Source organism: Phenylobacterium zucineum HLK1 (assembly GCF_000017265.1).
In the GTDB taxonomy this organism is placed as follows: Bacteria; Pseudomonadota; Alphaproteobacteria; order Caulobacterales; family Caulobacteraceae; genus Phenylobacterium; species Phenylobacterium zucineum.
This window is the reverse complement of the sequence record NC_011144.1, coordinates 1,019,345-1,031,887: the sequence shown is the minus strand read 5'-3', so window position 1 is coordinate 1,031,887 and position 12,543 is coordinate 1,019,345. Positions and strand designations below refer to the sequence as shown.

Sequence of the window (12,543 nt, the reverse complement as noted above, 5' to 3'; positions counted from 1 at the left end):
CCATCACGATGTTACGCGTTTCGCGGCTGGGACTGGCCGCCGCCTTCTCGCTCTCGCTCGCCGCGGCGGCGCAGGCCCAGACCACGCCGGCCCAGGCTGACCGCGCCATCCAGCAGATCCGGTCCAGCGCGGGCTTCAAGACGGCCATGGCGACCCTGGATGCGCAGCACGAGCGGATCATCGCCGACACCATCACGCTCACCGAGATCGAGGCGCCGCCCTTCAAGGAAGAGAAACGCGCGCGGGCGTACATGGAGATGCTGAAGGCCCACGGCCTCACGGACGTCGAGATGGACGCCGAGGGCAACGTCATGGGCCTGCGCCGCGGGACCGGACCGGCCGGCGGCAAGGTGGTGGTTATCGCCGCCCACCTGGACACCGTGTTCCCGGAGGGCACGAACGTGAAGGTCCGCCGCGAGGGGACCCGGCTGTTCGCCCCCGGCGTCGGCGACGACACCCATTCGCTGGCCGTGCTGCTGGGCTACATCCGCGCGCTCGACGCGGCGAACATCAAGACGAAGCGCGACATTCTGTTCGTCGGCAACGTCGGCGAGGAAGGCCCGGGCGACCTGCGGGGCGTGCGCCACCTCTTCACCCAGGGCGAGTACAAGGACCGCATCGCCGCCTTCTTCTCGATGGACGGGACCAGCGCCGAGCGGGTCACCTACGGAGCGGTCGGCTCGCGGCGCTACCGCGTCACCTTCAAGGGGCCGGGCGGCCACAGCTACGGCGCCTTCGGCATCGTCAACCCGATGGCGGCCATGGGCAACGCCGTGGTGGCGATGAATCGGCTGGAGGTCCCGAAGGAGCCCCGGACCACCTATGCGACGAGCGTGGTCGGCGGCGGCACCAGCGTGAACTCGATCCCCGACGCCATCTGGCTGGAAGTGGACATGCGCTCCGAGAGCCCCGAGGAACTCGCCAAGCTGGACGCGAAGTTCAAGACCCTGGTGGACGAGGCCGTGGCCGCCGAGAACGCCGCCCGCTCGACGGCGCCGGGCCAGATCAGCGCCGAGCTGAAGCTGATCGGCGACCGGCCCACCGGCGCGACCCGGGAGGACGCCGAGATCGTCCAGCTGACCTCCGCCGCCGTCCGCGCGGCGGGCTACAAGCCGGTGCTGGGCGCCAGCTCCACCGATTCCAACATGCCGATCAGCCTGGGTATTCCGGCGGTCACCATCGGCTCGGGCGGACGCGGCGGTCGCGCCCACGCCCTGGACGAGTGGATCGACGTCGAGAAGTCCAACAGCCTGCGCGGCATGGGCGTCGGCCTGGCGGCGCTGATCGCCATGGCGAACCGCTAGGGCGGCGTGCGTAAAGCCGTCGCGGTCGTCGGCGGCGGGCCGGCCGGGCTGTTCGCCGCCGAGCGCCTGGCCGCGGCCGGCTGCGCGGTCACCGTGTACGAGCGGATGCCCTCCCCTGCCCGCAAGTTCCTGATGGCGGGGCGCGGCGGGCTGAACCTGACCCACAGCGAGGACTTCGAGGCGTTCGTCGGCCGCTACGGCGCCGCGGCCGCACGCATGCGGCCCTACCTCGAGCGCTTCCCGCCGGCGGCCCTGGTCGCCTGGGCCGCTGGCCTGGGCCAGCCTACCTTTGTCGGCTCCTCCGGGCGGGTGTTCCCCAGGGCGCTGAAGGCCTCGCCGCTGCTGCGCGCCTGGCTGGCGCGGCTGGCGGAGCTGGGCGTGACGATCCGCAGCCGCCACGAATGGCGGGGCTGGACGGCCGACGGCGCCCTCGCCTTCCACACGCCGCAGGGCGAGACGGCGGTGCGGGCCGATGCGGTCGTCCTGGCGCTGGGCGGGGCGAGCTGGCCGCGGCTGGGGACCGACGGGGACTGGGCTGAGCATCTCGTTCCGGACGTCGCCCCCTTCCGGCCGGCCAACATGGGGTTCGACGTCGCCTGGAGCCCGGTGATGGAGGGCTTCGCGGGCACGCCGCTGAAGGGGATCGCCCTCGCCTTCGGCGGCCGGACGGTGCGCGGCGAGGCGATGGTCACGCGCTATGGCCTCGAGGGCGGGGCGCTCTACGCGCTATCCGCGCCGCTGCGCGACGCCATCGAGGCGCAGGGTTCCGCAACGCTTCAGATCGACCTGCGCCCCGACATGGAGCTGGACGAAGTCGCCCGGCGGCTGGCCCGGCCGCGCGGGGCCCAGTCGCTGTCGAACCACCTGCGCAAGGCGTTGAAGCTCTCGCCCGTCGAGACCAACCTGCTGCGCGAGGCGCACGGCAAGGACCTGCCGGCCGAGCCGGACGCCCTGGCGCGCGCGATCAAGGCCGCCCCGATCCGCCTGACGGGCGTGCAGGGCCTGGCCCGCGCCATCTCCTCGGCCGGCGGCGTCAGGCTGGACGCGGTGGACGCGCGCCTGATGCTGAAGGCCCGCCCCGGCGTGTTCGTCGCCGGCGAGATGCTGGACTGGGAAGCCCCCACCGGCGGCTACCTGCTGCAGGCGAGCTTCGCCACGGGCCTGGCGGCGGCCGACGGGGTGCTGGCGCAGCTAGGCGGCGGCGCCCGCGCGGGCTGAGGCCTCCACCGGCCAGGGGTCGACCGTCACCCGGCGCATGTGGCGGCGCTGGCCGGGGTAGTCGTTCAGGGCGAAGTGCCAGACAGAACGGTTGTCCCAGAAGGCCACCGAGCCCGGCTCCCACCGGAACCGGCAGGTGAAGCCCTCGTAGCGGGAATGCTCGAAGAGGTAGTCGAGCAGCGGCTTGGATTCCCGCTTGGACCAGCCGTCGATCCGCAGGGTGAAGGCCGGATTGACGTAGAGCGCCTTGCGGCCCGTCTCGGGGTGGACGAGCACCACCGGGTGGACGTACTCGCCGACGTAGCCGTCGGCCTCGGCGACGGACATCGCGCTGCGCTTCTGGGCCGAGTGGCCCCTGGCGGAGTACTCGCGGCTGGCCGAGTGGACGGCGTTCAGCCCTTCCAGCGTCTTCTGCAGGCCGGGCGACAGGGCCTCGAAGGCGGCCGCCTGGCTGGCGAACAGGGTGTCGCCGCCGAAGTCCGGAACCTCCACGGCGTAGAGGATCGAGCCGATCGACGGCCGCTCCAGGAAGCTCATGTCCGAGTGCCAGCCGCCGCCGAAGTTCACCCGGTCCTGCGGCTCCTTGATGATCTCCATGACCGCGGGCTGGCCCGCCATGCCGGCGACGAAGGGATGGACGTTCAGCGGGCCGAAACGGGCGCCGAAGGCGACCTGCCGCTCGGGCGTCAGCGCCTGGCCGCGGAAGAAGATCACCTGATGCTCGACGAGGGCCCGGCGGATGGCGGCGATCGTCTGGTCGGGCAGGTCCTGCGACAGGTCCACGCCGGAGATCTCGGCGCCCAGGGCGCCGGCGATGCGGCGGATCTGAAGGCTCTGGCTCATCCGAGGCTCCTCCTGGCCGAACGCTACTACGCGCAGGCGACGGCGCCACCGGGGGAAGACTGATGAGGCTTGCAGCCCCGCTGAAAGGCCCTAGCGGCGGGGGCGGTCGTCCAGCACGTGCAGCCGGCGGACCGTGAGCTCGTCGATCTCGAGCCGGCGGATGCGCATGCGGCCCACGGCGAGGCGGCCGATGGCCAGGGCCCCGACCGCGACGGCGCCGACCGCCAGCGCCCCCACGGCCGCGGAGGCGAGCGCACCGGCGGCCAGGGAGCCGGCGGCGAGGGCGCGGGCGGGCGGGCGGCGATCCACGGCGACGATCCGGCTCATCTGCAGTCTTCCTCCAGGGCGCGGCGCACCTCGGCCATGACGCCGGCCCAGTCGCCGGGCCGGGGCTGCCGGAACAGCCGGACGGAAGCATACCACGGGCTGTCGGTCCGATCGCGCAGCCAGCGCCAGTCGGCCCGGTGCGGCAGAAGCACCCAGGTCGGCTTGCCCATGGCGCCGGCCAGGTGGGCCACCGAGGTGTCGGAGGTGATCACCCGCGCGAGCCCGGCCACGAGACAGCGCGTGTCCTCGAAGTCCGCCGCCCCGGTGGCTTCGGGCGCGAGATTGCAGGCGCCCGGCAGGGCGAGCAGCTCGGCCCCGACCTCGGGCGGCGGCGAGCGCTCGATGTCCTGGGCGAACAGCGGGTTTCCCCGCGGCATCACGCCGATCCCCGCCCCGCCCTCGCCGGAGGGCAGGTAGGGCGCCGGGGGGATGGATTCGAGCGTGGTCCCCATCCGCCACGGCAGCGAGCCGGACATGACCCAGGCGTCGTGCCGCGGCAGTTGCACGGACCCGCGCGTCGCCACCACCCGCACGCCCAGGTGCGCGAAGAGCCGCTCCAGCGCCGGCGGACACATCAGGGTGACCGCGACGCCGCGCTCGCGGAGCACGGACGCATAGCGGGCGAACTGGATCTGATCACCCAGGCCCTGCTCGTGCCAGATCAGCAACGACCGGACCGGCTCGCCCCGCCACTCGGGGTAGGAGAAATGAGGGCGCGGGTTCGCCCCCGGCCGGCGGGCGCGGGCCTCATAGAGCGGCCAGGCCTCGGCGTACCGCCCGGCCCGCAGCAGCAGGAGCGCGAGCTGCAGGGTCGCCACGTGATCGCCGGGGTCGGCCGCCAGGGCGTTGCGGTAGATCGTCTCGGCCTCGTCCCAGCGCCCCTGCCGGTCGAGCAGCAGGCCGAGGTTGCGGGCGGCCTCGGGCAACGGCGCGGCCGCGAGGATCAGGCGGTAGAGCCGCTCGGCCTCGTCCTGCCGTCCGGCGGCTTCGGCGGCCACCGCGTACTCGAAGACCTTGCCGACGGAGAGCGCCTGACCCTGAGCCGCGGACATGTCAGCGGGCGTCGAGGGCGGCATGCACTTGGTCCAGCACGCTTCCCCAGTCGCCCGGCCGGGGCTGGCGGAACAGCCGGACGGACGGATACCACGGGCTGTCGGTCCGATCGCGCAGCCAGCGCCAATCAGCGTTGAACGGCAGGAGCAGCCACGTGGGCTTGCCCATCGCGCCCGCCAGATGCGCGAGCGCGGTGTCCACCGTGATCACCAGATCGAGCGCCTCCACGCGCGCGGCGGTGTCGGCCATGTCCCGCGCGCCGGTGTCCTCGACCGCCAGGCTGACGACGCCCGGCCAGCCGGCGATCTCGGCGCAGATCGCGTCGGGCAGCGAACGGTTGGCGTCGTTGACATGAATCTGGCTGCCCTTGCCGACGAACCCGATCCCCGATCCGCCCGGGCCTGCCGGAAGGTAGGGCGCGGCGGGGACGGCCTGAAGCGTCGTCTCCATGCGCCAGGGCAGCGAGGCGGCGAACGCCCAGGCGTCGTGGCGGGGGATCTCCAGGCTGCCCTCGGCCGCGAGCACGGTGACCCCCAGCGGCTCGAAAAGGCGCGTCAGCGCCGGATTGCAGACCAGGGTCACGTCAACGCCCCGCGCCTTCAGCAGCGGCGCATAGCGGGCGTGCTGGATCTGATCGCCCAGGCCCTGTTCCGGCAGGATCAGCAGCGAGCGGACGGGGCCCCCAGTCCACTCCGGGAAGCTGAGCGCGGGCTTGCGCACGCCGGTGTGGGCGAGCCGCGCCTCGTAGAGCGGCCAGCCCTCCGCGTAGCGTCCCATCTTGAGCAGCAGGCAGCCCAACTGGAAGCGGAGGCGCGGGTCGTGCGGCGCACGGGCCAGCCCCTGACGGTACAGCGCCTCGGCCTCGGCGTCGCGGTGCTGGTCCTCGCAGAGGAGCCCGAGGTTGGCGATGGCCCCGAACGAGCCGCGCGTCTCGATCAGCTCCCGGTAGAGGCGCTCGGCCTCCTCGGGGCGGCCGCCGTGCTGGGCCGCATAGGCCCGGCTGAAGGCTTCATCGGCAGGGGCCTGCGGTTCGGCCGGAGGGGAACTGGACACGTCGGACGCTTCGCTTGGGATGGAACGCCGATCTTTGGAGGCGCCCGGCCGCGGAGGCAAGCGTCACGCGGCCTTCTGCAGCTCCTGCTTCACGCGCTCGGCCAGGGTCTTGATGTCGATGGGCTTGGGCAGGAACGAGACGTTCCGTTCCCCCTCGAGCAGGTCCGAGAACTCGCTCTCGGCGTAGCCCGAGATGAACATCACCGGAGCCGCCCCCAGATAGCCGCGGGCCTGCTTGAGCAGGTCGGGCCCCTGCATGCCGGGCATGACCACGTCCGAGATCATCAGGTCGATCTTGCCGGCGTTGGCCTCGGCCAGTTCCAGGGCCTCCTCGCCGCTGGCCGCCTCGATCACCTCGTAGCCGCGGGCCCGCAGCAGCTTGGCCGCCACGCCGCGGACGGCGTCCTCGTCCTCGACGAACAGGATCCGGCCGGCGCCCGACAGGTCGCGGGCGGCGGGCCGCTTGGCCTTGGCGATGGGCTGCGGCGCCGGAGCCACCACGGCCGCCGGCACGTGGACCGGCAGGAAGATCCGGAAGGCCGCGCCTTCGCCGGGCCTGGAGTCCACGCTGATCCAGCCGTCGGACTGCTTGACGATGCCGTAGACGGTGGCGAGCCCCAGGCCCGTGCCCTCGCCCACCGGCTTGGTGGTGAAGAAGGGGTCGAAGATCTTGTCCAGCGCCTCGGGGGGGATGCCGGGGCCGTCGTCCGAAACCTCGATCAGCGCCTGGTCGCCCTGGGCCGTGGGATAGCCCATGCCGCGGGCCTCCTCCTGGGTCAGCCTGGCCGTGCGGATGCGGATCGCGCCGCCGCCGTGGGTCTTGATCGCGTCGCGGGCGTTGACCACCAGGTTCATGATGGCCGTGTCGAGCTGCCCGCGGTCGGCGCGCACCTGCGGCAGGTTGCGGCCGTAGTCGGTCGCGAGCTTGACGTCCTCTGGCAGCAGGCGACGGAGCAGCACCTCGGATTCCGAGATCATCTCGCCCACGTCCAGGATCTCGCGCTGGACCGTCTGCTTGCGCGAGAACGCCAGCAGCTTGCGGACGAGGTCGGCGGCCCGCATCGAGGTCTGCTTGATCTCGTTCAGCCCCTCGTACGAGGGATCGCCCACCGGGTGCCGGGTCGCCAGCACGTCGAGCTGCATCAGGATGGCGGTAAGCAGGTTGTTGAAGTCGTGGGCCACGCCGCCGGCGAGCTGGCCGATGGCCTGCATCTTCTGGCTCTGCGCGAGCTGCAGCTCGATCTGCTTCTGCTCCGAGACGTCGACCAGATAGGCCACCCAGCGGCCGTCGCTCTTGGAGAGGTACAGGTGGGCGATGCGGGTCGGGTCATGGGCGAGGCGGACCTCCAGCGGCGCCTTGCCGTCGGCCAGCCGCTGGGCCGCGTCGGCCCGGCTGGCGGGCTCGATCAGGCCGCCGAACGCCTGGCCCGCCTGGCCGCCGCCGGCCACCGCCTTCAGCGCCGGGTTGGCCTCGACGATGGTGGCCAGGAACGGGTCCTCGCCATCCAGCAGGGCGGCGCCGAAGGGCGAGGCGGCGGCGAAGGCGTCCAGCACCTTGGGCGGCGGGGCCTTGGCCGTCTGGAAGGCGTTCAGCACCTCCATGGCCGCGGATGGCAGCGCCAGCGTTCCGCCGCCGCCGGTGAGGCGCACGAGATAGCGGCGCGGGCCGACCGGCGAAATGAGCGCCGTGCGCTCCTCGCCCGCGGCCTTCAGCAGGGCGCGGCCCAGCTCGCCCCGGCGGGCGGCGGCCAGGGCGCCGAACAGGCTGGCGGCGGCCGCGCCGGTCTTGGGCAGGCGCATGGCCGGACCCATCGCCTCGCGCCAGGCCGCGTTGGCGAACGACAGCCGTCCGTCGGGCGTGGCGATGGCGGCCGGCTCGTCCAGCGCCTGGAGGAAGACGTCGGCGCCCTGCTCCGGCTCGGCCGCGGGCTCTGTCCCCGTGCGCAGCACGAAGAGGCCCAGGCACGAGACGCCGGCCAAGCCGATCAGCAGCAGCATGCTGGCCAGGGTCTCGGGTCCGGCGTCGAGCGCCGGCGCAGCCGCGAACGCCACCGCCATCAGGAAGAAGACGACGGCGGCCCCCGTCAGGAGGTCGAAGCGCGGCTTTGGCTTGGACGGCGGCTCGGCCATGGCGAGCGACGGCGCCTCCGGCGAATCAATCGTCTGCATTGTGTCACAGGGGCTTGGCCACGGCACGACGTCCGCGGTTGAGGATGAAGCCGATGATCTTGGCCACCGCCTCGTAGTGGGCGGGGGGGATCATGTCGTCGATCTCGACGGCTGCGTAGAGGGCGCGGGCGAGGGGCGGATCCTCGATCACGGGCACGCCCGCCTCCTCGGCGACGGCGCGGATCTTCAGCGCCAGGCTGTCGAGGCCCTTGGCCACGCACATGGGGGCCGGCGTCTCGCTGGCGTCGTACTTCAGGGCGACGGCGTAGTGCGTCGGGTTCATCACCACGACCGTGGCGTCGGGCACCGCGGCCATCATCCGCTGGCGCGCGCGGGTGAAGCGGATCTGCTTCTGGCGCGCCTTGACGTGCGGATCGCCCTCGACCTGCTTGAAGTCGTCCTTCACCTCCTCGCGGGTCATCTTCATCCGGTGGAGGTAGCGCCGCTTCTGCCAGATCCAGTCGGCGCCGGCGATCGACAGGGTGAGCGCGGCGACGGCGAACACCAGCCGCTTCAGGATGTCGACCGCGAACGGCATCATCGCCAGGGGATCCAGGGCGGCCAGCTCGGCCAGCTGCGGGATGTAGGGCTGCAGCAGCCACCAGCCCAGCGCGCCGGTGACGATCACCTTCACCAGCGACTTCAGGAAGTTCACCAGGTTGTCGAGGCCGAAGATCTTCTTCAGCCCGGCGATCGGCGAGAGCTTCTTGAGGTCCGGCTTCATCTTCTCGGCCGAGAAGATCAGGCCCGTCTGCATGAGGTGGGCCGCCACCCCGCAGATCGCGGTGGCGCCGAGCACTATGGCCAGCGCCGGCGCCGCTGCCATGATGACGTGGCGGGCGATGTCGACGCCCCCTGCGCCGTGGAGGTCTATGGCGTGCGGCCGCTCGACGAAGGGCAACAGCTCGGAGGCCATCTTCCGCGCCAGCCAGCCTCCCGTCACGGCCAGGGCCGCCGCCCCGGCCGCCAGGGTGGCGAACGAGGACAGGTCCATGGTCTTGGCGACATCGCCCTGGGAGCGGGCCTTCTCCAGCTTCCGCGGGGTGGCCTCTTCTGTCTTGGAGGACTGTTCGGTTTCGCTCATGAGCCCAGGAACATCCCTATGAGCTCACGGTAGCGGTCGACCCAGACCATGCCGATCACGCCGAGGCTGACGGCGAAGACCGACAGGCCCAGCAGCACCAGCAGCGGCGAGGCGATGAAGAACACCTGGAACGTGGGCATCACCCGCCCCACCAGGCCCACGGCGACGTTGACGATCAGCGACAGGACGACCACCGGCGCGGCCAGCTGGAGCCCCAGGGCGAACGCGCGGCTGGTCGTCTGGATGGCGAGCTGGCCGGCATCGCCCACCGGCACCTCGCGGCCGAAGGGGAAGATGGCGTACGAGCGCACCAGCGCGGCCAGGAACATGTGGTGCAGGTCGGTCGTCAGGATCAGCACGATGCCCAGCATGCCCAGGAAGGTGCTGAGCGTCGGCGTCGGCTGGGCCTGCATCGGGTTGGCGGTCTGGGCGAACGACAGCGTCGTGCCCAGCGAGACGATTTCGCCCGCGGTCGCCAGCGACAGCATGAAGATCCGCAGGATGGCGCCGATCATCAGGCCGATGAGCAGCTCGCGGATCACCTCGCCCGCGAGCGCGCCGGCGCTGGCGGGGATGGGTGGCGCGGTGGCGCCCAGCACCGGGAACAGCATCAGGGCCAGGGCCAGGGCGAACGACAGGCGGATTCGCGCCGGGATGAAGGTCTCGCCCAGGCCCGGGATCAGCATGATGATCGCGCCGAGCCTGGCGAAGACCAGGCCGGCGGCGAAGACCTGCTGGGCTGTGGCGTAGGATTCCATCGGGCGGGCGCGCGCCGCCTCACATGGCCGCGATGCGGGCGGCGATGTGGCGCATGAAGCCGCTCATCAGCGCGCCCATGAGCGGCAGGAAGATGAGCAGCGAGATGAAGATCGCGACGATCTTGGGGGCGTAAACGAGCGTCGCCTCCTGGATCTGGGTCAGCGCCTGCAGCAGGCCGATGCCCACGCCGACGATCAGCCCCACGATCAGCACCGGCGCCGACAGCTGGATGGTGAGCCAGATCGCGTCGCGGCCGACGTCCAGAACCTCGGCGCCGTTCATGGAAACCCCTGTGGAAACACGCTGAAACCGCGGACGACTCCGCTGGCGCCAGAGTCGGCCCCGCATGGTTAACGAACGGCTACCGGTGGGCAGGAATTGCCTAGGGGCCCTAGAGCCCGAGGTCCTTTTCCAGCGTCCGTGCGGCCCCTGCCGGGGTCGCCTTCCCGGAGTCCCGATCGACGCTGTAGTTGGCCGCGCGCATGGCCTCGACGGGGATGGCCCCGACCAGCGGCCGGAGCGCGGCGAGCAGGCGCGGATCGTCCCGGCGGGCGGGCGAGATCAGGATCACGGCGTCGTAGGGCGGGATCGCGCCCCTGGGGTCCGGCAGCACGACGAGCCCGCCGGCGGCGATCCGTCCGTCCGAGGAGAAGGCCGAGATGACGTCGGCCTCGCCCCCGGCCAGCGCCCGGTACATGAACGTCGGCTGGTAGGAGCGCGCGCTGCGGAACTTAAGGCCGTAGGCGGCCTCGACGGCCCGCCACTCGGGGCGCGAGAGGAACTCCAGATCCGAGCCCAGCGCCAGGCCCGGCGCCTCGCGGGCCAGGTCGTCCAGGTCGGCGACGCCCAGCGCCCTCGCCCGATCCGGCCGCATGACGAAGGCGTAGGCGTTCTCGAACCCGAGCGAGCCCAGGACGCGCACGCCGTCGCGGCGGTCCAGCTCGGACGTGAGCTGGTCCAGGACCGCCGCCCGGCCGGGGTTGTCGGCGCGGCCCAGGACGTTGGTCCAGAGCGTGCCGGAGTAATCCACGTAGACGTCGATCTCCCCGGCGGCGAGGGCCCGGTAGGCGACCGCCGAGCCCAGGTCCTCCTTGCGGGCGACGCGGGCGCCGGTCCGCTCCAGCCGGTGGGCCATCAGCTCGGCCAGGATGTACTGCTCGGAGAAGTTCTTGGCGCCGACGACATAGGACGCCCCGCCGCCCAGGCTCGTCAGGACCAGGCCGGCCAGCGGCAGGAGCGCGAGCGCCGCGCCGACCGCCAGGCCGGCCAGGCCCGCCCATCCCAGCAGGGGTCGGCGCAGCCGCAGAGCGGTCTCGACGAGGCCGAGGAGCTGGTCGGCGGCCAGGGCGAGCCCGGCCGAGGCGGCGCAGCCGAAGAGCACGAACACCCAGTTCTCGGTCTGCAGGCCGGCGAAGATGTAGTTGCCGAGGCTGGTCTGGCCGACGGGCGTGGACAGGGTCGCCGCGCCGATGGTCCAGACGGCGGCGGTGCGCACGCCCGCCATGATCACCGGCGCGGCCAGCGGCAGTTCGACCTGCCGGAGCTTCTGGCCCGCCGTCATGCCGAGGCCGTCGGCGGCCTCGCGCACGGCCGGATCGACGCCTGCGAGCCCCGCCACCGTGTTCCGCAGGATCGGCAGCATCGAATAGAGCGTCAGGGCCAGGAGTGAGGGCAGGAAGCCGAGGGCCGAGAACCCGCCGCCGAACAGGCCGTGGGCCAGGGCCGAGAGCGCCAGCAGCAGCGGGTAAAACAGCGCCAGGAGGGCCAGGCTGGGGATCGTCTGGATCAGGCTGGCGAACGCCAGGACGGGCCAGCGCAGGCGCGCGCTGCGGCTGGCGGCGATGGCCAGCGGCAGGCTGATCCCCACGCCCAGCAGCAGCGCGCTCCCGCTCAGCAGGACGTGCCAGGCCAGATAGTCCGGCAGCAGGTCGAAGGCGGCCTGGACGCGCGGGCTCATGCGCCGAACCTCTGCGCCAGCCGCTCGGCCTGGCGCCGCGGGGCCTCCAGCAGCGCGCGCACGTCGGGATCCTCGGTCCGGGCCAAGAGGTCCGCGGGGCGGCCGTCCGCCAGGATGCGGCCCGCCCTCATCACCACGACGCGGTCGGCGAGCAGCACCGCCTCGGCCATGTCGTGGGTGACCATCACCGTGGTCAGGCCCAGCCGCTCGTGCAGCCGGCGGTAGTCGGTCCCCAGGGCGTCGCGGGTCAGCGGATCGAGGGCGCCGAACGGCTCGTCCATCAGCATCAGCGACGGCTCGGCCGCCAGGGCGCGGGCCACGCCGACCCGCTGGCGCTGCCCGCCGGAGAGCTCGGCCGGCAGGCGGTCACGGACCTCGGCCGGCAGATCCGTCAGCTCGAGCAGCTCCGCCACGCGTGCGGCGATGGCCGGGGCCCGCCAGCCCAGGAGGGCCGGCACGACGGCGATGTTCTCGCCCACGGTCCGGTGGGGGAACAGGCCCACCTCCTGGAAGACATAGCCGATCCGCCGCCGCAGCAGGTGCGGCTCGGGCGCGGCGGCCACGTCCTGGCCGAGCACCCGGACGGTCCCGCCGTCGGGCCGCACCAGACCGTTGATGGTCTTGAGGAGGGTCGTCTTGCCCGACCCCGATCCGCCGACGAGCGCCACGAACTCGCCCTCGGCCACCGAGAGGCTGACCGCGTCCAGCGCCGGGCTGGGACCGTACCGCTTGGCGACGGACTGGAGCTCGATGGCGGGGTCCATGGCCAAGCCCTA

At 72.5% G+C, this 12,543-nt stretch carries 12 protein-coding genes; 2 read left to right on the top strand and 10 right to left on the bottom strand.

Annotation, left to right across the window (positions count from 1 at the left end; translation table 11 throughout):
• Nucleotides 1-8 precede the first annotated feature (8 nt).
• Both PHZ_RS05120 and PHZ_RS05115 read left to right on the top strand, forming a co-directional pair.
• Nucleotides 9-1,304 (top strand): M20/M25/M40 family metallo-hydrolase, encoded by a 1,296-nt coding sequence (locus PHZ_RS05120; RefSeq protein ID WP_041373916.1) that lies wholly within the window; start codon nucleotides 9-11, stop codon nucleotides 1,302-1,304.
• A gap of 6 nt (nucleotides 1,305-1,310) precedes the next feature.
• Complete coding sequence (locus tag PHZ_RS05115) at nucleotides 1,311-2,522, top strand: BaiN/RdsA family NAD(P)/FAD-dependent oxidoreductase (RefSeq protein WP_012521500.1); 1,212 nt, start codon at nucleotides 1,311-1,313, stop codon at nucleotides 2,520-2,522.
• Here the strand turns inward: PHZ_RS05115 and PHZ_RS05110 are convergent.
• The 10 genes from PHZ_RS05110 to PHZ_RS05065 all read right to left on the bottom strand — a co-directional run bounded on the left by PHZ_RS05110 (nucleotide 2,496) and on the right by PHZ_RS05065 (nucleotide 12,531).
• On the bottom strand, nucleotides 2,496-3,365 hold the full coding sequence (locus tag PHZ_RS05110) for a TauD/TfdA dioxygenase family protein (protein ID WP_012521499.1): 870 nt from the start codon (nucleotides 3,363-3,365) through the stop codon (nucleotides 2,496-2,498). The genes PHZ_RS05115 and PHZ_RS05110 overlap by 27 nt on opposite strands.
• A gap of 90 nt (nucleotides 3,366-3,455) precedes the next feature.
• Nucleotides 3,456-3,692: a hypothetical protein gene (locus PHZ_RS05105; protein WP_041373210.1), complete on the bottom strand. Its 237-nt coding sequence runs from the start codon at nucleotides 3,690-3,692 to the stop codon at nucleotides 3,456-3,458.
• Nucleotides 3,689-4,744, bottom strand: a complete 1,056-nt coding sequence (locus PHZ_RS05100) for a tetratricopeptide repeat protein (RefSeq protein ID WP_187149098.1) — start codon at nucleotides 4,742-4,744, stop codon at nucleotides 3,689-3,691. The genes PHZ_RS05105 and PHZ_RS05100 overlap by 4 nt, the downstream gene beginning before the upstream one ends.
• A 1-nt stretch (nucleotide 4,745) precedes the next feature.
• Nucleotides 4,746-5,798 (bottom strand): glycosyltransferase family 9 protein, encoded by a 1,053-nt coding sequence (locus tag PHZ_RS23360; protein ID WP_049758142.1) that lies wholly within the window; start codon nucleotides 5,796-5,798, stop codon nucleotides 4,746-4,748.
• A 63-nt stretch (nucleotides 5,799-5,861) separates the two neighbouring features.
• Nucleotides 5,862-7,967 (bottom strand): cell cycle histidine kinase CckA, encoded by a 2,106-nt coding sequence (gene cckA, locus PHZ_RS05090; protein ID WP_012521495.1) that lies wholly within the window; start codon nucleotides 7,965-7,967, stop codon nucleotides 5,862-5,864.
• Nucleotides 7,968-7,971: 4 nt separating this feature from the next.
• Nucleotides 7,972-9,051 carry a flagellar biosynthesis protein FlhB gene (gene flhB / locus PHZ_RS05085; RefSeq protein ID WP_012521494.1) on the bottom strand — a complete coding sequence of 360 codons (1,080 nt, stop codon included), beginning with the start codon at nucleotides 9,049-9,051 and terminating at the stop codon, nucleotides 7,972-7,974.
• Nucleotides 9,048-9,809: a flagellar biosynthetic protein FliR gene (fliR, locus tag PHZ_RS05080; protein WP_012521493.1), complete on the bottom strand. Its 762-nt coding sequence runs from the start codon at nucleotides 9,807-9,809 to the stop codon at nucleotides 9,048-9,050. Before fliR ends, flhB begins: the two co-directional genes overlap by 4 nt.
• Before the next feature lie 19 nt (nucleotides 9,810-9,828).
• The gene (gene fliQ, locus PHZ_RS05075; protein WP_012521492.1) at nucleotides 9,829-10,092 is read right to left on the bottom strand and encodes a flagellar biosynthesis protein FliQ; all 264 of its coding nucleotides are present in this window, start codon (nucleotides 10,090-10,092) and stop codon (nucleotides 9,829-9,831) included.
• A 109-nt stretch (nucleotides 10,093-10,201) separates the two neighbouring features.
• Complete coding sequence (locus PHZ_RS05070) at nucleotides 10,202-11,767, bottom strand: ABC transporter permease/substrate-binding protein (RefSeq protein ID WP_012521491.1); 1,566 nt, start codon at nucleotides 11,765-11,767, stop codon at nucleotides 10,202-10,204.
• Nucleotides 11,764-12,531, bottom strand: a complete 768-nt coding sequence (locus PHZ_RS05065; RefSeq protein WP_012521490.1) for an ATP-binding cassette domain-containing protein — start codon at nucleotides 12,529-12,531, stop codon at nucleotides 11,764-11,766. Before PHZ_RS05065 ends, PHZ_RS05070 begins: the two co-directional genes overlap by 4 nt.
• Nucleotides 12,532-12,543: the final 12 nt, after the last annotated feature.

What these genes read in the sequence shown, in the direction of transcription:
- fliR (WP_012521493.1), bottom strand. Translation starts at nt 9,809, where the DNA reads ATGGAATCCTACGCCACAGCCCAGCAGGTCTTCGCCGCCGGCCTGGTC.
- fliQ (WP_012521492.1), bottom strand. Translation starts at nt 10,092, where the DNA reads ATGAACGGCGCCGAGGTTCTGGACGTCGGCCGCGACGCGATCTGGCTC.
- PHZ_RS05105 (WP_041373210.1), bottom strand. Translation starts at nt 3,692, where the DNA reads ATGAGCCGGATCGTCGCCGTGGATCGCCGCCCGCCCGCCCGCGCCCTC.
- PHZ_RS05110 (WP_012521499.1), bottom strand. Translation starts at nt 3,365, where the DNA reads ATGAGCCAGAGCCTTCAGATCCGCCGCATCGCCGGCGCCCTGGGCGCC.
- flhB (WP_012521494.1), bottom strand. Translation starts at nt 9,051, where the DNA reads ATGAGCGAAACCGAACAGTCCTCCAAGACAGAAGAGGCCACCCCGCGG.
- PHZ_RS05070 (WP_012521491.1), bottom strand. Translation starts at nt 11,767, where the DNA reads ATGAGCCCGCGCGTCCAGGCCGCCTTCGACCTGCTGCCGGACTATCTG.
- cckA (WP_012521495.1), bottom strand. Translation starts at nt 7,967, where the DNA reads ATGCAGACGATTGATTCGCCGGAGGCGCCGTCGCTCGCCATGGCCGAG.
- PHZ_RS05065 (WP_012521490.1), bottom strand. Translation starts at nt 12,531, where the DNA reads ATGGACCCCGCCATCGAGCTCCAGTCCGTCGCCAAGCGGTACGGTCCC.
- PHZ_RS05100 (WP_187149098.1), bottom strand. Translation starts at nt 4,744, where the DNA reads ATGTCCGCGGCTCAGGGTCAGGCGCTCTCCGTCGGCAAGGTCTTCGAG.
- PHZ_RS05120 (WP_041373916.1), top strand. Translation starts at nt 9, where the DNA reads ATGTTACGCGTTTCGCGGCTGGGACTGGCCGCCGCCTTCTCGCTCTCG.